The organism is Patiriisocius hiemis (assembly GCF_031846325.1).
Lineage (GTDB): Bacteria > Bacteroidota > Bacteroidia > Flavobacteriales > Flavobacteriaceae > Patiriisocius_A > Patiriisocius_A hiemis.
In genome coordinates, this window is record NZ_JAVRHZ010000001.1 from 127,727 (window position 1) to 146,550 (window position 18,824).

The window sequence follows — 18,824 nt, forward strand, 5'->3', positions numbered from 1 at the left end:
GGTGTTGGAATAGTGTTTTATCGTTAGACTATAAACCTTCTATAATGTTACAAGTTAGCTATTATTTTAAGATATTTGTAGCATAAAATTAGCAAACGTGTCAAAAAAACCAAGCATACCCAAAGGAACTCGTGATTTTTCTCCAGAAGAAGTAGTAAAACGTAATTATATTATGGATACCATTCGTAATTGCTTTACTAGCTATGGCTTTCAACCTATTGAAACCCCTTCTTTTGAGAATAGTGATACGCTTATGGGAAAATATGGAGAAGAAGGTGACCGGTTGATTTTTAAGATTTTGAATAGTGGTGATTTTTTGAAGAAAGTAGACGGTAGTGCCTATGCTGAAAAAGATAGCTTGAAAATGACTTCAAGTATTTCAGAAAAAGCTCTACGCTACGACCTTACTGTACCCTTTGCACGTTATGTGGTGCAACACCAAAACGATATTACCTTTCCCTTTAAACGCTATCAAATGCAACCCGTATGGCGTGCAGATAGACCTCAAAAAGGTCGTTTTAGAGAGTTTTACCAATGTGATGCAGATGTAGTGGGAAGTACCTCACTTTGGCAAGAAGTAGAGCTTGTACAATTATATGATACTGTTTTTACTAAACTAGGACTGGAGGGTGTTACTATTAAAATGAATAACCGTAAAATACTAAGTGGTATTGCCGAAGTAATTGACGCGCAAGATAAATTAATAGATTTTACAGTTGCTCTAGATAAGCTAGATAAAATAGGAGAGGAGAAAGTAAAAGATGAAATGCGAAGTAAAGGCATTCCAGATGCTGCTATTGCAAAAACACAACCTTTGTTTGATGCCAGCGGAAGTGCTTCAGAAAAGCTAACTATGCTTCGTGAATTGCTTGCTTCATCAGAAGTTGGAATGAAAGGAGTAGAGGAGCTTGAGTTTATTGTAAATACCATTTCAGAATTAAAACTACAATCGGCTACTTTAGAAATTGATGTTACACTTGCCCGAGGATTAAACTATTACACAGGCGCTATTTTTGAAGTTGCTGCTCCAGAAGGTGTTTCTATGGGAAGCATAGGTGGTGGAGGGCGTTATGATGATCTTACTGGGATTTTTGGTTTAAAAAATATGAGTGGAGTTGGTATCTCGTTTGGATTAGATAGAATTTACTTAGTTCTTGAAGAACTTGATAAATTTCCAACAACGGTTACTGCAAATACAAAAGTACTATTTATCAATTTTGGAGAAACTGAAAACTTGTATGCCATGAAGGCAATTACAAGATTACGTAGTAAAGGTGTTTCTGCAGAATTGTACCCAGATAGTGCTAAGATGGGAAAACAAATGGGGTATGCCGATAAAAGAGCAATTCCTTTTACCGTTCTTGCAGGAGATAAAGAGATGAACGCTCAAACGTATACACTTAAAAATATGAAAACAGGGGAGCAGGAATCGTGTTCTTTTGAGGAGTTGTTGAATAAACTAAATTAGGTTAAACAACTTATCTTGTCATTTCAAGTGTCTAGAACTTGCTTCAGGATGTAGTGAGAAATAAAAAGACGATTATTACAAACTAAAAAGACTGCTTTTTGAGCAGTCTTTTTAGTTATATCTATTTGAATTATTATAACTTATCAGCCGTAATACGCTCATCTCTATTGGCAACTTCCCAAGCTGTTTGGAAAATAAGTTGCGCACGTTTTGCCATTAAATCGTATTCAATTTTATCTGGCGTATCTGTTACTTTGTGGTAATCTTCGTGAACACCGTTAAAGTAAAAGATAATTGGAATATTGTTTTTTGCAAAGTTGTAATGATCGCTTCGGTAATAAAAACGATTTGGGTCATTTTCATCATTGTACGTATAATCTAACTCTAAGTTAATATACTTTGTATTCACTTCTTCTGAAACATTATGCAATGTCTGGCTTAGTTTATCACTACCAATTAAATAAACATAATTTGGGCTGTCCTTTTTGTCTGGGTCAATGCGCCCAATCATATCTGTATTTAGATTACAAACTGTATTTTCAAGTGGGAACAACGGATTATCTGTATAGTACTTAGATCCATACAGTCCAATTTCTTCTCCTGTTACATGTAAAAATAAAATAGAACGCTTAGGGCCATTGCCATCTTTTACTGCTTTTTGAAAGGCTTGAGCCATTTCTAACATAGAAACAGTACCACTACCATCATCATCTGCTCCATTATATACTTCTCCTTTATCGTTTGTACCAACATGATCGTAATGGGCAGAAAGCACAATAATCTCATCTGGTTTTTCTGAACCTTTTATAAAAGCCACTACATTTTCTGAAGCTTTTGGCTCACGGGCTCTTTTAAAATATTCAGCTGGGATATTTTGATAATATCCAGCTTCAGTAGGAGCATCAATCCCTTCTTTAGTGTAGAAGTCTTTTAAATAAGCTGCTGCTTTTTTCTGCCCTTCAGTACCTGTCATACGTCCTTGCATATCATCGCTAGCAAATGTATATAGGTGTTTTTTAAGGTCATCTGCAGTAATAGTATTTGCATAATCTACTCGAGACATAGAAGTCTTCGAAGTTTTGTTGCCCTTGTTTTGAGCAGAGTTGCATGCTACCATGCAAACAGTTAAGATTGATAAATAAAGATATTTCATGAGTGTATTTTTAGTTAAAAGATTTTAATTCGTAATCGTCTGGGGAGAGCCCGCCTTCTCCAATTTTTTCATATTCTAAGGTATGTGTTTTTACCACTTCATTCCCTTCACGATCTTGAGACTTTATGTTAAATGTTACAACATACACAGACTCAATTTTTTCTAATTCTGATTCTTTTTCAGAAACTTTTATGTCTTTTTCGTCAAATTTTGTTCCTTCAGGAAGTTGTAGTTGGATTTGTAAATCTTTGATGGCTAGTGCTCTTACGGTTTTAAGTTGTTGTTCTTCTTTAGAACATGCAAAGAACAAACAAACTGCCAAAAGTGTGATTATTTTTTTCATCTTGATATGTTTTATTTTGTAAATATAGAATTTGTTGTAAGGTATATTGTAAAAGTTATGTGAAAAATCTGATATTTAAATCTACATTTAGAAAGATACTCAAATCACTACAATTAGTATCTTTGCAGAAAAGATTATTACATGACTATAGAGCAAATTTACACAGGTTGTTTATCGCAAGGGGCATACTATATCGAAAGTAACGGTGAGGCTGCAGTAATAGACCCTTTAAGGGAAACAGCTCCTTATTTACAACGTGCTGAAAGAGATAATGCTACCATAAAATATATTTTTGAAACTCATTTTCATGCCGATTTTGTGAGTGGACACATTACGCTATCAGAAAAAACAGGAGCTCCTATCGTGTATGGTCCTAATGCCAATCCCTCTTTTGAAGCCACAATTGCAGCGGACGAACAAGAATTTAAAATTGGTGGTATCACAATTAAAGCTTTACATACTCCGGGACATACTATGGAGAGCACTACCTATCTTTTAGTTGATGAAGAAGGTAATAACAAAGCAATTTTTACAGGTGATACATTATTTCTTGGTGATGTTGGGCGTCCAGATTTGGCTCAAAAAGGAAGCGAAATAACACAAGAAGATTTAGCAGGAATACTTTTTGAAAGTTTACGTACTAAGATTATGCCACTAGAGGATCATATTACAGTTTATCCAGCTCATGGAGCAGGGTCTGCTTGTGGAAAGAATATGATGAAAGAAACTGTGGATACATTGGGTAACCAAAAGAGAATGAATTATGCTTTGCGTGCAGATATGACCAAAGAAGAGTTTATAAAAGAAGTTACAGATGGTTTAACACCACCCCCAGCGTATTTTCCGCTGAATGTTAAAATGAATAAGGAAGGGTATGCAGACATTGATGAAGTGGTTAAAAAAGGAACTAGAGTGCTAACTCCAGATGCTTTTGAAAATTTAGTAAACACAACAGGTGCATTAGTGCTAGACGTTAGACATCAATCTGAATTTATGAAAGCTCATATACCGCGTTCTATATTTATTGGGATTGATGGTGGGTTTGCACCTTGGGTAGGTAGTTTGATAAAAGATGTACAACAAGCTATTGTGTTAGTTACTCCAGAAGGTAGAGAAGAAGAGACTATTACACGTTTATCTCGCGTTGGGTTTGACAATACACTAGGATACTTAAAAGGAGGTATTGAAGCATGGAAGGCGGCAGGAAAAGAAATTGACAGTATGCAATCTGTATCTGCTTCAGTTTTAAAATCAGCACTTGAAGATGATGCCATTGTTATAGATGTACGCAAAGATGGAGAGTTTGAAACAGCGCATATCCCAAATGCAGTCCATGCCTCATTGGAGCATATTAATAGACATTTAGATAAAATGCCAGCAGATAAACCTTTTTATATTCATTGTGCAGGCGGGTATCGCTCGGTAATTGCAGCTTCAATTTTAAAAAGTAGAGGTATCCATACAGGTATTGATGTAGCTGGCGGCTTTAAAGCAATTAAGGAAGAAGGTATTGATATAATATAGCCTTACATAAAAAAAAGGAGCTATATAAGCTCCTCAATATTAAACTAATTTGTCACTAACTATGATACTACGCTCTCTAGTGACTTTACCATTGTTAATGATGCTTGGATATTAGACATCTGGTCTGTGATTGTTTGCTTTACTTCTTGTGGGAAACGATTATTTTCTAATGTTTCTTTATATTCCTCCAAGCTAGCTTTTTCTCCTCTAATGCATTCTTCTAAAATGGACTCATCTGTGTTCTGGCTTAGCAAAGATTTTACGTCCATCCAAGACCTATGCAAATCCCCTTTTACAGTCCCAGTAGCCTGTGGAGCTTCATTAAGGTTTCTTATTTTTTTGTCAAGTTCTGTTGCAAATTGAGCTCTTTTAGAAGCTTGAATTTTTAAAAACTCTTTTAGCTGCTCGTTTTTCACTTCTTTCATTGCTTTTGTATATCCTTTCTCAGCATCATAATTTTTTTCTAGTAGCCCCTGAAGGTTGTTTACTAGGTTATCATGAATATTTTGATCTGCAATTTCTTTTGTTGTTTTCATAGTCTTCATTTTAAAGTTTTTGATTCATCATTAAAATAAGAACTATAATTGGTAATTTATCTTAGTGTTTTCTTAATTGATAAAGGTTTAACGTAGTGTGTTAAAGGATTTGAAAATGATGTTTTAAGATGTTAATTGCGTCCAAAATGCAATTTATAAGGTGATTACTTAAATACTATAGTAAGCCCTGTTACTTTTATTAACACTCCCTTGCCCTATATTTGGAGCTCTATTTTTTCTTTTGAAAAGATTAGATATTTGATTGTAATCTATAAAGTATTGCAAACGCAATGAAAATATATGATTCATATCTTGACTAAATAAGTTATCTAAGCTTCTAAAGAAATCATCGTCCACATTTGTGCCACTTTCAAATAATTGATTTCTGTATAGTGCTGTTAAAAAACTACCAGGACCTACTTGCCAGGTATAATTTAAATCTAGATTCCATGTGTTAAAATTAACGTTTGAATCATCTAATCCAAGCTCCTCATATGTATTAGGTTGTATCTCAAGGCTACCGTCTTCTTGTAAGAAATAAGGTCTTGAGTCGTACACAACTTTTGTCCAAAAATGTCTAAGAGATAAAGAAACACTATGGAATGGATTAAATGTATAGCTACCTGATAAGTTATTCTCTATGGTAGTAATATCTCGTTCACCAAAAACTATTTCACCCTCAATATTATTTGAAGAATTTGCAAAGCCTCTACTACCTTTATTATTGTTATAATTAAAATTATATCCAAACCTAAGTTTGTCACTAGCCAATATAGAAGGTCCAACTCCAAGAAAATAACCAAACAAGTCTCTTTCACTATCAAAGGCATGAAATGTACCCAAGTTAGCGTTTAACGATAATGTTTTATTTGAGTTTGTTTCAATCCAGCCATTAATGTTCCCTATGTTTTTAAACACAAAAAAGCGTTTGTTTTCAAAATCACGAGGTTCAAAAAAATCAAATTGTTTTCCGGGTTCAAAATTAATGTTACCGCCAAACCACATAAGCTTTTTAGTTTGTCCGTTGAGCCAAAACCCAAAATTTGTTCCTGTAAATGTACTGGGTTTAAATAAGCGCCTGTAGTTTACAAAAGTTCCTGTTGAGAAATTATTTAGTTTTTCGGTAGGTTCAAAAATGGTATATGAGGCATCTATTCCAAAATCATTCAGGTTATTCCTAAAGTTTAACCCTAAATCATTTATGTTATAGTTTTCATTAGAAAAACTATGATCAAAACTATATCTAAATTTGCCATGTGCTTTTCGTATAAAAAAGAATGAACTAAACCCAGTTTCTAAATTTTCTGTTCCAGGAAGATTTCGGTTACTCATTTTAACATCTGCTCGAATATTATAAGTATTCCTTTTATTAGAAACATCGGTAACAAGTGCAGTTACGTTGGCATCTCTAAAACCACTTCCCTCGCGGGTTACATTTGTATTTACTAAGCTAATAGAAGAATTGCCATTAAATAGTTGATCTACGACTGCAATATTATAATTGGTAAAAGGTTCTACGACTTCTCTTCTATTAGTAATTATAGTTTCTGTTAGGTTTGAATCTGGATTGGTAAACTCTTCTGTTTTTCGAACAGTTACTTCAGTTTTTTCAGTAATGGCATTAAAAATTCCTATTCCAAGCCCTTTTTTGGTTCTACCAGAAAGCTTAATAGCGTTGAGTACTTTTACTTCATTTGGGAATTCTCCAACAACTTCTTCATTTTCTTCTAGATTTAAATTGCGACTAGGCCTACTACCCACACGTCTTGAGAAAAATAAGTTTCCTTTATTAAATAAATCTACTCCTTCTTTAAAAAATTGACGTTGTTCTCCAAAAGTTTGTTCAAAAGGGCCAAGGTTAAGTGTTAGGTTATCAAAGGCTGCTTGACTAAAATCTGGAATAAGTGTGGCATCTAATGTAAAGTTTTCTGTGAGACCATATTTTACATCTAACCCAATCTTGTAAGTAGGGTTATCAAAGTTATCAAATACCGTAGTGGTAAATGGGTAAAGGTTAAGTCGCACCGGTGGGTCAATATTTTTAATTCCATTTAGTTCACCATGATAGAGTCCAATATTACCTTTTGTCCTGTCAATTGCATTCCATGTATATTGTGTATTGTCTATTCTAAAACGTCTATGAAATTGTAACCCCCACGTTTCTACATCTTTAGAAAAACGAAGCGTTCTATAAGGAAGTTTCATTTCTACAATCCATCCATCATCTACAATTTTCACGGCACTATCCCATACGGCACTCCACCCAAAATCCTCCCCATTCCCAGGAGTTGCAATTGCATCTGCTTGTGTTCCAGAGGCAAAAACAAAAAACTCTACATCGTTTTGTGCATCGTTATTCGGATTTAAGACCACAAGGAAAAAATCTGATTGCCCAAAGTTATCTCTACTTGTAATTTGTTTCTGAATATCTTCAGGTTTGTCTTTTAGATATGCTGAAACATATATAGCATCATCATCGTAACACATTTTTACTAATGTTTTTTGATGCTCTTTAAGAGTAACTCCCATTTCGGGTCTAAATTGAATAAAATCTGTAGCAATTTCTGCATCTTGCCAAGCGGCATCATCTAATACTCCATCAATTTTTGGTGCTTTTGTAACTCTGTCAATGGAAAGTGATTTTTTTTCTTGTGCTGAAATTTGCAATACAAAGACTATTGCAAGTAGGGTTAGCAGTTGATTTTTCATGGATAGGTTTTTGATTGATATTAAAAAGACCTGAGAAATTGTAAAATGTTACACCCTCAAAAGAATGATTAGTTCTAGTCTTTATGGCTTAATCACCTATAACTAGTGGGCTTTTGGCATTAGTTATAGGATGGTTTTTAAGCTAACTTATATTAATAACTAAATAATTTGTGATTTATTTCAAGAAAATAAAAAAGCATCTTATATTTGCATCCGCATTTAAGCAAATAGCTTGATGAGGCACTCAAGGAGAAATGGCAGAGTGGTCGAATGCGGCAGTCTTGAAAACTGTTGAGGGTCACACCTCCGGGGGTTCGAATCCCTCTTTCTCCGCTGATAAAGTTGTCATTAGACACTTTAAAAATCAAAACCCTTTAAACTCAATGTTTAGAGGGTTTTTTAGTTTTTGACGATGTATCAAAATCCACCTTAAACGTCAAAACAGAGTTACCCTTTTGGTTACCCTACAAAATCACCTCATCACAGGGTAACTAAAATCTTAGGGAATCATAGGGAATCCCTAGCTATACCTAGTATTTACTGGCAATTTTGTAACAAATTAAAAAGTAATACTATGATTAGAACTTATTTTTACCTGAAAACTGACAAGGAAAATAGTAATGGTGAATCCGCTATTTATGCTAAAATCAAGTTACAAGGAAAAACCTCCACCCTAAGTACTGGAAAATATATTGATAAAGACCGTTGGGAAGCTACCAACAAACTAAAAAACACCTTACGTGTTACGAGTGAAAAAAACACCCGAACCACTTTAAAACTAATAGAATCGAAGATTGAATCCATTTATTTGGAATTAGTGAAGTTAGATTCAAATGTTACCCTAAACGACATAAAGAATCAGTTAAAAGGTAAAAAGCCTAAACCTTATGAATTGGATGTTCTGGAGCTTTTCCAGAAGCATAACGATTATTTTAAGCGCAAATACGAAGCAGGTGAACGAACAAAAGCATCATTACAGAAGTATAATCGAGCAAAAGACCTATTGTCCAATTTCTTGTATGAGAAATATAGAAAAAAGCACTTTTGCATCACAGAGATAGACAACACCTTTATATATGAATTAGAACATTTTTTAAAGTACGAATCCACATTTAAAAGTATAGTAGGTATCAATCACAATTCAGTTGTAAAATATTTCCAATGCTTTAAAACGATGTGCCGTTTTGGTGTAAGACGTGACCTCATCAATAAAAACCCTTTTTTGGTGTACGATGAAAAGCTAGTGATTAAGGATGCGGTTTTCTTAACGCTTGCAGAGTTACAACGCATAGAAAAGAAAGTATTTGAAACAGAACGATTAAACCGTGTTAAAGACATATTTCTGTTTTCCTGTTATACCAGTTACGCACCTGTTGATGTGGAAAATTTAACCATAAAGAACCTTATTGAAGATAATGAAGGTACATTATGGATTAAGACCAATAGGGCTAAAACAGCTATAAAATCTAATGTACCTGTATTACCACCAGTACAACGGATTATAAAAAAATACGCACATCTGGAAGGTGGTAAACTACTACCCACCATAAGCAATCAAAAAATTAACGAGTACTTAAAAGAAATTGCTATTTTGTGCAAGATAGACAAGAAGCTCACCCATTATGTAGCAAGACACACTTTTGCCACTACGGTAACGCTAGGAAACGGTGTGTCCATTGAAAATGTTTCATCTATGATGGGGCATTCAAAAATTACAATGACACAGCACTACGCAAAGGTTCTGGATAGTAGCGTAAAAAAGGAAATGGGTGTTTTGAGTGCAAAACTCATATAGATTTTTATCTTTATCTATTAAAATCTTATTCGCATTCATGAAGGACTTAAGAAAATTATCAGAAATTGACGCAGTCATAGAAAAGGCTATTAAACTTGATATTAGCTTTAATGCTTCAATTCAAAATTTCACATATAATGACTATTGGGTAAATGAGATACAACGTTCATATTTTGATAAGAGAATTACAAAACTTGATAAAAAAATAGAAAAAGTAATTGACAAAAACGATAAAGGGCATATAGCATATTTGCAAGGTATTACTCAAAATATCAAGACCAAACTAGAAGAATTGTCCGAGCTAAAATTAGATGACCTAAAAGACATAGACTATCAAAAACAGGGTTGGGATGTGTACTTAAACTATCCCCATAACCCACCAGAAGACAGTAGTTTGGAATTATGGTTACCACAACCAGAAACAGGAAAGGATGACCGACACGCTTATGTTTTACAGATAGTAGGTAGTTTTTATGAATTAAGCTACGATGAGGTTTCCACGAAGACACAAGAGGAATTAAATTCTATTTTGGTCGAAAAACACGATTTACAAGATGATGAATTACAGTTAGTTTACTCTAAAGCCCATCTAATATATATCATACAACTACACGGCAAACTGTTAAAAGAGTTATTTCAAAAATTTCAGAGTATTCTGAACTTGATATTTAAGCTTTCAAAATATGAGAATGGAGACTTTAGTTTAGGTAGTAACGAGGTCAGAAAAAAGAAAGGTAAGTTATTTTTTAAAGGCAGAAAGTATCAACTAGCATACATTTTTAAGTTTTTGTACGATTATGACTATATAAGTGGTAGCGTTAATCAGAATAAAGCAGATACACCGATTAAAGAGTTTATCAATGAAAGTGAAACGTATTATTTTGAGAATGATGAGCCTGTAAAAATTGAGAAGTTCGGTAAAGAGTGGTCTAAGGTTGGAAAGCACGCTGAAAACCACGTTTACAAAGAAATTGAGTTTATTGAAGAACTAATGGTTAATCTCGAAAAGCGTATTGAACATCTTAAAAACACAGACTAGAATCTTAGGGAATGTTAGGGAATCCCTAGTGATACCTAACTAAAACCCGAAAATTTGCATCATAATATTTTAAAACCAATAATTATGATGCAAAACGAATCACAGATTTCTATTATTCCATTTGGAGAGCTAAGAAAGCTTTTCTTACCATTACACGACAAGTTATCACAACTTGAAACTAAACTGGATAAAACAAGCCCTAATCCAGTAAAAAAGTACTATCGTAACAAAGATTTGAAGTTACTGTTTGGTATTTCTCAAAATACCATTATAAAGTATAGAAATAATGGTTACATACCATTTACTACCATTGGTGATGTGTACCTATATCCTGTTAAGGAAATTGATAAGATTTTATCTGATAATCTAATTGGGTAAAATGTCGTTAAAGCTCTTTTTACCTCAATTATTACTAGAACGTTTTCACGATAGATTAGATGATATTAAGCCTATCAAAAACATTATTAAGTCTTGGGATGATGAACTAGTACCATTAGAATACAAAGTAGAAAAGTTCTACTTGTTGTTAGCCATACTATTTGACCCAAAAGGTAACGGTTACAATGAAAAAAATATAAACGGTTTTACATTTGTACCACTATCATCAGAACATTTAACTGATATTATAGGGAACGACTATGCAAGCTATCTTAGATATTTACAAAATCAAGGTTTTGTTTTAAGTGATAATAATTATTTAGCTAATAAATGTAGATATTATCATTTGTACAATTCATATATAGATTATAATAGTAATAGTGTATTCTATTGTTATATAGATGAGGTGAACAATACAAGTAAAAGTCCTATAAACATTAGTATTATAACTGATAATAAAAAGGGGAAAGAAAGTAATTGTGTTGAAGTAACTATTACACCAAATTCTAGTTTGTTTAAAAGCAAAAAGAAGAAGTATGATTTACAAACTGATAGGAAGAAAAAGTTAGCAAAGCATATCAAGACTGATATGTGGAAGCATTACACTAAAACAATGGTTCTGGATATAGAGCGAGCAGAAAAGTATTGCTATGATTATCTTAGACAATGTACCGAAGTACTTGAAAGGAAATATCGTAAAAAAGAGATTGACCGCAATACGCTCATTAAAGCAAAAGCAATACTTCAAAATAAATACCTAAACAGGATTTCGTCAGTAAATAATTTAAAGAATCCCAAAAAAGATAAGTCTTGGTTATACAGTAGAAAAGGTAAAAACAGAAGACTAAACACAAACTTGACGATGATGGCAAGCGACCTAAGACCGTTTATCGTTGGTTATGAGAAAATGTCCTATTTAGACCTTTCTAACTCACAGCCTGTGCTTTTTAACGTAACGCTTCAACAACTAAAAGAAAAAGCATCAGAAACGCTTAAAATGGAGATTGACAGATACTTTGACATTACAATCAATGGTAGATGGTATGAAGAACTATGTGATATTTTCAAATGTGATAGAGAAACAGCAAAAAAGAATTGGATGTTAATAGCGTACTCAAAAAATGATGAATGTCTGCGCCTTAAAAGTAAATTCAAAAGGAGTTTTCCGGAGATATATGCAGTCATAGAGCTACAAAAACAAGTTGATTACACAAAATTTTCAATTGGATTACAGAAAATCGAAAGTCAAATTTTTATCGATGTAATATGTAAACGACTAGTGGAAAGTGATATACTACCGTTGTCAATTCACGATGGTGTTTTAGTTGATAAGAACGACACAGAAAAAACCTACCAGATAATGACCGATGCTTTATCTGAATATATTGGTGCTGTTCCTGTTATAGATATCAATGGTTTAAAACGTTATCCAATGATTGCAGGTTAAGAAGTATAATTTTGAAAAATATTCTTGTTTCATTCTTTACATAGAGTGTGAATACCAAAAACACCACTATTGATACCAATACAGCCGTTTTAAGCTCATTTGCAGGTCGAGTTTACCCGTACGTAGAAAATCTATACAAATATTTTTTACCACTCTAAGGACATGCAAAAAGGCATTTGTAATTAACCTATGTAAGAGCGGTGATGCGGTTAGGCTTCAATCTAGCCTTTTACGTTTGGGTTCAAAGTGTTCTATGATGCTGTTATGGATTCGCCAGACGTTATTCTGTTTGGATAATAACGATGGTTGACCCTTGTATTTCTTTTTAAGAGTAGCTAATCTGTAACGTAGTGTACGTTCTGAAATTTGATAATATTCCATCACCTCAACACCAGTATAGTGAGTTTTTAATTTTCGCATAGTTGTATATCTTTATTATAAATATGCAGGTGCATAATAGAAGACAATTAAAAACCACTATTTTTAAAGTTTATTTGAGTTAGAATACCAGCAACCAAGAAAGGACATATACATGAAACTATACCAACAACTAGAAAACCAACTAAAGCAAGAAAATGAATTTATTACCGATGAAGGCGAACTTAAAAAATGGGTAGTCATAAATAAAGCTCAAAACTTTGATGAAAAGCTTATTTCTTTACTACTAGAAGATGCAGAGATAAAAGAAACATTTTTCCTAAGTTTAAAAGATGTACTCGTTTTTAACCAGAATAAGTTTGTTCAGTTTCTAGAACAGAAAAATTATCTCAACGATAGCTACACTAAGTACCGTAACAAAGTAGGTTTAAACATTGATGGTAAGTTTTTGAAACAACGTAATGAGGTTTCACTAGTATGGCCCTTTAAAGATTGCGTTCTGGAAGGTGGTCAAAGTCGTGAGGAAGATAAACGAGAAGAAATTTTCTTTAACGAAATACTAGCACAGGACGAAATAACACAGCTATTAGAGCCAAAAGTATTAACTAACGCAAAAACTTTTGACAAAGATGGTGAACACAATTTTACAGGGTTTACCAGAAATGCAGAGATTAACAAAAAACGAGGTTTACCAGAAGATACCATTACAGATAACTTGATTATCAAAGGAAACAACTTATTAGCGTTGCACTCACTTAAAAAAGAGTTTGCAGGTAAAGTAAAACTTATCTACATCGACCCACCTTATAATACAGAAAATGATAGTTTTACTTATAACGATAGTTTCAACCACTCCACTTGGTTAACGTTTATGAAAAATAGGCTCGAAATTGCTAAACGATTATTGAAAAAAGATGGTGTGATTTTTATTAGTTGTGATGATAATGAATATACTTATTTGAAATCTGTTTGTGATGAAGTATTTGGAATTGAACGATTTGAAAATATTTTTCACGTTAAAGTACGACACGAAAATAGAATTCTAAGAAAAGATATAAGGTATCAAAAAGTTATTGAGCAGTTATTATCGTATGGTATGCCAAATTATAAACCAAATAGAATTTTCGTAGAAGATAATTCAGAAAGGCATTACAGATTTACTGTAAAAATTAATGAAAATGCAAAACCTAAAATTGTAAAAATTGGGAAATATGACGTTGAAATTTATAATGTCAATGAGTATGAATTGCTTAATGAGGACAATGGTGATTTGAAAGAGTATAATATTCGTGGCTCTCTAATTACTCAAAAAGGTTCAGCATCGGAGTATTACGAATTAAATCTAAGAGAAAGAAAAGAAGAAGATGGTTTAGGAGCGTTATATAGAGTTATTGGTATGGGGACGAGAGGTGATGGACTTGGTTACAGATACATTCGTCAACCCTTTGATACTTCTGGAAGTAACGGGTTTTATTATCAAGGCAAACCAATTTCACTAAAAGAGGATGTAGGAAATCCATACCCTAATTACTACGATTTTGAGAAGGAATTTAACTTAGTAGCCAGTGAAGGTGGTGTTACTTTCAAAAACGGAAAAAAACCTGAATTATTTTTAAAAAAGATTATGGAAATAGGTAACATATATCCAGAAGATATTCTGTTAGATTTCCATATTGGTAGTGGTAGCTCAATGGCTACTGCTCATAAGCTTGGTTTTCAATACATCGGTTGTGAACAAATGACAAGTCAAATAGATTTATCATTAGAAAGATTACAAAATGTGATTAATGGCGACACCACAGGTATTTCTAAAGAGGAAGATGTGAATTGGAAAGGTGGAGGTTCGTTTAAATATCTCGAACTTAGAAGATATAATCAAATCTTCGTTGACCAAATTAAAGATTCTAATGACACCAAAGAGCTATTGACTATCTGGGAGCAAATGAAAGCAAAATCTTTCCTTAATTACAACGTAGATATTAAGAAGCAGGATACACATATTGAGGATTTTAAGAAGCTAGACCTCGAACAACAAAAAAAGCATCTGGTTCGCATATTAGACAAAAATCAATTGTATGTAAATCTATCATCACTTAATGATAAAGAGATGAATTGTACGGATGAGGATAAGAAAGTAACGCAAGATTTTTACAAAATAAACAAGGCTTAAGAATGGCGTACTTATATAAAATATTTGATAACCCTTTTGCACGCAAAGCATTAGAACAGGTTGCTTTACCTAGTTTTATTTCAGATAATTTAAAATTTGATGTTAGACCTTATCAAGTCGAAGCGTTTAAACGTTACATCTATTTAGATAAGGAAGACTTTGACGAAAAACCAGATAAGCCGTATCACCTAATGTACAATATGGCAACAGGAAGCGGTAAAACTTTGGTAATGGCAGGTTTAATGCTTTACTTATATGAAAAAGGATATCGCAATTTTCTGTTTTTTGTAAATAGTAACAATATTATCCAGAAAACGAAGGAGAACTTTTTAAATCCATTTGCATCTAAGTACTTGTTCAAGGATAAAATTGTGGTTGATGGTAAAGAGGTACTAGTTAAGGAAGTAGATAATTTTGATGAAGCAGATGAGGTTAACATCAATATCAAATTTGTTTCCATACAAATGCTTACATCTGGACTATTGCTTAACGTGAGAGAAAATGGTTTAAGTTTTGAAGACTTTGAAGACCGTAAATTGGTGCTACTAGGTGATGAAGCACACCATAATAACGCTGATGTTTGGGGTGATTTGGTAGAGAAAATCCATAAGCTAAATTTTGAGAATATACTTTTAGAGTTTACAGCTACATTAGATTATGACAGTCAAGCCATAGCAGAAAAGTATCAGGATAAAGTAATATACAAATATGACCTTGCACAATTTAGGTTAGATAAATATTCTAAAGAGATTAATCTTATTAGGTCGATGTACGATGAGCAGGAACGCATTATTCAAGCGTTAATACTCAATTTATATAGACAAGAACTAGCTACATCAAGAGGTGTGAATCTAAAGCCTGTTATCCTTTTTAAAGCAAAACGTACCATTGCAGAATCAAAGGAAAATAAAGCGAAGTTTCATAAGTTGATAGAAGATTTTTCATCCAAAATGGTTGAAAATATAAGAGATACTTCAACTGTTGAGGTAGTGCAAAATGCGTTCACATTTTTTGCTGAAAATAATCTTACAGATACAGAAATTGCTAACCGTATCAAGTCTAATTTCAAAGAAGAAAACTGTTTAAGTGCTAATAATGATGCAGAAGCAGAACAAAATCAGATAAGATTAAATACCCTAGAGGATATTAATAATCCAATTCGTGCCGTTTTTGCAGTCCAGAAGTTGAACGAAGGTTGGGATGTACTTAACTTGTTTGACATCGTAAGATTATACGAAGGTCAAAACACAGGAGGTACAAATACAAGAGTTGGTAAAACAACACTTTCAGAAGCTCAACTTATCGGTAGAGGTGCGAGATACTATCCGTTCAAACTTGAAGAAGGACACGAAAAATATAAACGAAAATTTGATGATGACCTTACAAATGATTTTAAGGTACTCGAAGAACTATACTACCACACCAAAGACGAAAGCCGATATATTTCAGAGATAAAAAAGGCATTACAGGAATCTGGTGCAATGGAAAATGATGAAAATTCGGTACAACTTCAACTAACGTTAAAACCAGAGTTTAAAGAAACAGATTTTTATAAGACAGGTAAGGTTATCTACAATAAAAGACTAGAAAAGAGCTACGATAATATAAAGTCCTTCGCAGATTTAGGAGTTTCAAAACGTAATATACCGTTTACCTTATCATCTGGTATTGGAAGCAAGAGTGATGCTTTCGCAAAAGAGGAAAAGGAAATAAAGAAAGATAAGATTACAGCTAAAGACATAAAAGTTTCGGAGATACCAAAGCATATCATAAAATATGCTTTAACACAGAATCCATTTTACTACTTTGACAGTTTAGAACGATTTTTCCCAAATGTAAAATCTATGTCAAATTTTATAGATAGTAAGGAATATTTGGGAAGTTTGGAGATTGTGGTTTCTGGAATACAAAGCAGATTAGACAACATTACAAATGAAGATTATCTTTCGGCTATCCAGAAGTTATTACAAACCATTGAGATTGAGATAAAGTCTAATCTTACGGAGTATGAAGGTTCAGAATACATTAACGACTACGTTCACAAGGTTTTTAAGGATAAAGAAATTAGGACTTATAAAGATAATCCCCGAGCCGATGGTCAATTTGATGTAGTAAGTGAGCCTAGTTGGTATGTGTATAATGCAAACTACGGCACAAGTGAAGAAAAAGAATTTGTGAAGATGTTTGCTAGACGTTTTGAGCATCTGGAAAAACAGTTTAAGGACATTTACCTAATACGTAATGAAAGAGAAATCAAAATTATTGATAAACAAGGTCGAGCGTTTGAGCCAGACTTTGTGCTGTTCTGTAAACAAAAAACAGGTGAAGAACTGACCTATCAAATTTTTATTGAACCAAAAGGGAAACACCTTAAAGCTCACGACAAATGGAAGGAAGACTTTTTACAAAAGATAAGAGAAAGTAAAACCACCATCACCCTAAATTCTGACAAATACTTAATTACTGGTGTACCATTTTATAACAACGAGAGCGAAAACGAATTTAAAAAGACGTTGGAAGAAACGTTGGATATAGATTCGTAACCCAACATCATATAATGTAGAGTATAAAAGTTTCACTATTATTAGAAGTGAAACTTTTTATTTTATACTAAGTATTGATTACCAGTTACTTATGTGTTTTTTAATGTTCGCTACTATTATTTAGTTTCACTTTTGATTAAAATCATATAAAAGTGAAACAAATATTTATTATCTTTGAATAGTAAATTTTTAGAGATATGAGTATTAAAGGTTCTGTTACAACAAGTGATTATTTGAATTTTGATTCTACGCTTAATAAAGCGTTGAAACTTATTAAGAATGACAAAAATTACAAATTAGGATTTCTGGTAGTACTTGGGATAAATTCTGGATTACGTATATCTGACATCCTATCGTTGAAGTTTAGTGATTTGGAAGGTGATTCAATTACCTTACTAGAGAAAAAGACTAATAAAAAACGTATTATCAGAATTAACGATAATATCAAAGATGCGTTTGAGCTTTTAAAGACCAGAACAGAAAACCACGAAGGATATATTTTTACTTCAAACCAAAATACCGTTTACAGCAGACAATATGTAAACCGTAAACTCAAAGATTACTTTGGTACTAAAAAACTTTCAGTATCATCACACTCGCTAAGAAAGACTTTTGGTCGTCAAGTTTACCTAAACAACAATGAGACTGACAAAGCATTACTTTACTTGTCTGACTTATTTAACCATTCTTCACCTGCCATTACAAAGAGGTACTTAGGTATCAGACAAGAAGAACTAGACGATATTTATATGAGTCTTTAAATCCAAAGCTGTGAACTGAACACGGTTTATTATATCCAGTTCAAGGCTTTGGCTTCCATTTTATCCTATTCCCTACCCACGTAATAATTAGCTTGCTCTTCCGCTAGAAACAACTCATGTAGCCTATTCTCACGTTCTAACAATAACAGTTCTGCTCTCAAAGAATCGTAACTATAATCAGCATTTTCTTCATATTGAATTCTGATGTAATTAATTAATAATTCTCTAGTTAAAGGTGTTATACCTAAATCCATTAACTCTAAATTTTCATTCATAATATTAAATTTTATTAGTTATTATGATACAAAGGTTTCGTTTTTATCTAGGTATAGATAGGGATTCCCTAGCATTCCCTAAAACTTTGGGAGTATTGGATTTAAAATGTAACTTGCGGAGTATAATAGTGAATCTAGGTAAAGTTACCCTATAGGTTACCCTGTAAAACTGAACCTTTGTAAAGTACCGTAAACAATACGTTTAAAGATATAGGGGAAGAACCTCTTTCTCCGCAAAAAACCCTATAAGCTTAATGTTTATAGGGTTTTGTTTTTTTAGTTGACAGAATAGTTGACAATTCAAC

The 18,824-nt window shown here is 33.0% G+C and carries 15 protein-coding genes and 1 tRNA gene; 10 read left to right on the forward strand and 6 right to left on the reverse strand.

The window, feature by feature from the left end; all coding sequences use genetic code 11:
* Nucleotides 1-97: 97 nt before the first annotated feature.
* Entirely contained in the window at nucleotides 98-1,468 is a 1,371-nt protein-coding gene (gene hisS, locus RM538_RS00600; RefSeq protein WP_311331450.1) for a histidine--tRNA ligase, read from the forward strand.
* Nucleotides 1,469-1,601: 133 nt separating this feature from the next.
* On the opposite strand, the gene RM538_RS00605 is transcribed toward hisS, so the two are convergent.
* Nucleotides 1,602-2,621: a M28 family metallopeptidase gene (locus tag RM538_RS00605; protein ID WP_311331451.1), complete on the reverse strand. Its 1,020-nt coding sequence runs from the start codon at nucleotides 2,619-2,621 to the stop codon at nucleotides 1,602-1,604.
* Nucleotides 2,622-2,631: 10 nt separating this feature from the next.
* Complete coding sequence (locus RM538_RS00610; RefSeq protein WP_311331452.1) at nucleotides 2,632-2,964, reverse strand: hypothetical protein; 333 nt, start codon at nucleotides 2,962-2,964, stop codon at nucleotides 2,632-2,634.
* 141 nt (nucleotides 2,965-3,105) lie between these two features.
* Here RM538_RS00610 and RM538_RS00615 point away from each other — a divergent pair, with 141 nt between their 5' ends.
* Nucleotides 3,106-4,488 (forward strand): MBL fold metallo-hydrolase, encoded by a 1,383-nt coding sequence (locus tag RM538_RS00615; protein ID WP_311331453.1) that lies wholly within the window; start codon nucleotides 3,106-3,108, stop codon nucleotides 4,486-4,488.
* Nucleotides 4,489-4,547: 59 nt separating this feature from the next.
* On the opposite strand, the gene RM538_RS00620 is transcribed toward RM538_RS00615, so the two are convergent.
* Both RM538_RS00620 and RM538_RS00625 read right to left on the reverse strand, forming a co-directional pair.
* Nucleotides 4,548-5,024 carry a ferritin-like domain-containing protein gene (locus tag RM538_RS00620; protein ID WP_311331454.1) on the reverse strand — a complete coding sequence of 159 codons (477 nt, stop codon included), beginning with the start codon at nucleotides 5,022-5,024 and terminating at the stop codon, nucleotides 4,548-4,550.
* Between the two features lie 168 nt (nucleotides 5,025-5,192).
* Nucleotides 5,193-7,733, reverse strand: coding sequence for a DUF5916 domain-containing protein (locus RM538_RS00625; protein WP_311331455.1), 2,541 nt, complete (start codon nucleotides 7,731-7,733; stop codon nucleotides 5,193-5,195).
* Nucleotides 7,734-7,981: 248 nt separating this feature from the next.
* Between RM538_RS00625 and RM538_RS00630 the strand changes: the two genes are divergently transcribed.
* The 5 genes from RM538_RS00630 to RM538_RS00650 all read left to right on the forward strand — a co-directional run bounded on the left by RM538_RS00630 (nucleotide 7,982) and on the right by RM538_RS00650 (nucleotide 12,392).
* A tRNA-Ser gene (locus RM538_RS00630) sits at nucleotides 7,982-8,066 on the forward strand.
* Between the two features lie 241 nt (nucleotides 8,067-8,307).
* Nucleotides 8,308-9,528, forward strand: coding sequence for a site-specific integrase (locus RM538_RS00635; protein ID WP_311331456.1), 1,221 nt, complete (start codon nucleotides 8,308-8,310; stop codon nucleotides 9,526-9,528).
* 37 nt (nucleotides 9,529-9,565) lie between these two features.
* On the forward strand, nucleotides 9,566-10,567 hold the full coding sequence (locus RM538_RS00640) for a hypothetical protein (protein WP_311331457.1): 1,002 nt from the start codon (nucleotides 9,566-9,568) through the stop codon (nucleotides 10,565-10,567).
* An 84-nt stretch (nucleotides 10,568-10,651) separates the two neighbouring features.
* The gene (locus RM538_RS00645; protein WP_311331458.1) at nucleotides 10,652-10,945 is read left to right on the forward strand and encodes a helix-turn-helix domain-containing protein; all 294 of its coding nucleotides are present in this window, start codon (nucleotides 10,652-10,654) and stop codon (nucleotides 10,943-10,945) included.
* Nucleotide 10,946: 1 nt separating this feature from the next.
* On the forward strand, nucleotides 10,947-12,392 hold the full coding sequence (locus tag RM538_RS00650) for a hypothetical protein (protein ID WP_311331459.1): 1,446 nt from the start codon (nucleotides 10,947-10,949) through the stop codon (nucleotides 12,390-12,392).
* 216 nt (nucleotides 12,393-12,608) lie between these two features.
* Here the strand turns inward: RM538_RS00650 and RM538_RS00655 are convergent, their stop codons facing one another.
* A complete protein-coding gene (locus RM538_RS00655; RefSeq protein WP_311331460.1) occupies nucleotides 12,609-12,812 on the reverse strand; it encodes a hypothetical protein in 204 nt (67 codons plus the stop codon).
* A gap of 112 nt (nucleotides 12,813-12,924) precedes the next feature.
* Between RM538_RS00655 and RM538_RS00660 the strand changes: the two genes are divergently transcribed.
* From RM538_RS00660 to RM538_RS00670, 3 genes are all read left to right on the forward strand, one after another.
* On the forward strand, nucleotides 12,925-14,940 hold the full coding sequence (locus RM538_RS00660; protein ID WP_311331461.1) for a DNA methyltransferase: 2,016 nt from the start codon (nucleotides 12,925-12,927) through the stop codon (nucleotides 14,938-14,940).
* 2 nt (nucleotides 14,941-14,942) lie between these two features.
* Nucleotides 14,943-17,483 (forward strand): DEAD/DEAH box helicase family protein, encoded by a 2,541-nt coding sequence (locus RM538_RS00665; RefSeq protein ID WP_311331462.1) that lies wholly within the window; start codon nucleotides 14,943-14,945, stop codon nucleotides 17,481-17,483.
* Nucleotides 17,484-17,746: 263 nt separating this feature from the next.
* On the forward strand, nucleotides 17,747-18,244 hold the full coding sequence (locus RM538_RS00670) for a tyrosine-type recombinase/integrase (RefSeq protein ID WP_311331463.1): 498 nt from the start codon (nucleotides 17,747-17,749) through the stop codon (nucleotides 18,242-18,244).
* Nucleotides 18,245-18,309: 65 nt separating this feature from the next.
* Here RM538_RS00670 and RM538_RS00675 read toward each other — a convergent pair whose 3' ends face one another.
* The gene (locus RM538_RS00675; protein ID WP_311331464.1) at nucleotides 18,310-18,519 is read right to left on the reverse strand and encodes a hypothetical protein; all 210 of its coding nucleotides are present in this window, start codon (nucleotides 18,517-18,519) and stop codon (nucleotides 18,310-18,312) included.
* Nucleotides 18,520-18,824 lie beyond the last annotated feature (305 nt).

Coding starts and splice junctions, on each gene's coding strand:
- RM538_RS00605 (WP_311331451.1), bottom strand. CDS start 2,621: ATGAAATATCTTTATTTATCAATCTTAACTGTTTGCATGGTAGCATGC.
- RM538_RS00610 (WP_311331452.1), bottom strand. CDS start 2,964: ATGAAAAAAATAATCACACTTTTGGCAGTTTGTTTGTTCTTTGCATGT.
- RM538_RS00615 (WP_311331453.1), top strand. CDS start 3,106: ATGACTATAGAGCAAATTTACACAGGTTGTTTATCGCAAGGGGCATAC.
- RM538_RS00620 (WP_311331454.1), bottom strand. CDS start 5,024: ATGAAAACAACAAAAGAAATTGCAGATCAAAATATTCATGATAACCTA.
- RM538_RS00625 (WP_311331455.1), bottom strand. CDS start 7,733: ATGAAAAATCAACTGCTAACCCTACTTGCAATAGTCTTTGTATTGCAA.
- RM538_RS00635 (WP_311331456.1), top strand. CDS start 8,308: ATGATTAGAACTTATTTTTACCTGAAAACTGACAAGGAAAATAGTAAT.
- RM538_RS00640 (WP_311331457.1), top strand. CDS start 9,566: ATGAAGGACTTAAGAAAATTATCAGAAATTGACGCAGTCATAGAAAAG.
- RM538_RS00645 (WP_311331458.1), top strand. CDS start 10,652: ATGATGCAAAACGAATCACAGATTTCTATTATTCCATTTGGAGAGCTA.
- RM538_RS00650 (WP_311331459.1), top strand. CDS start 10,947: ATGTCGTTAAAGCTCTTTTTACCTCAATTATTACTAGAACGTTTTCAC.
- RM538_RS00655 (WP_311331460.1), bottom strand. CDS start 12,812: ATGCGAAAATTAAAAACTCACTATACTGGTGTTGAGGTGATGGAATAT.
- RM538_RS00660 (WP_311331461.1), top strand. CDS start 12,925: ATGAAACTATACCAACAACTAGAAAACCAACTAAAGCAAGAAAATGAA.
- RM538_RS00665 (WP_311331462.1), top strand. CDS start 14,943: ATGGCGTACTTATATAAAATATTTGATAACCCTTTTGCACGCAAAGCA.
- RM538_RS00675 (WP_311331464.1), bottom strand. CDS start 18,519: ATGAATGAAAATTTAGAGTTAATGGATTTAGGTATAACACCTTTAACT.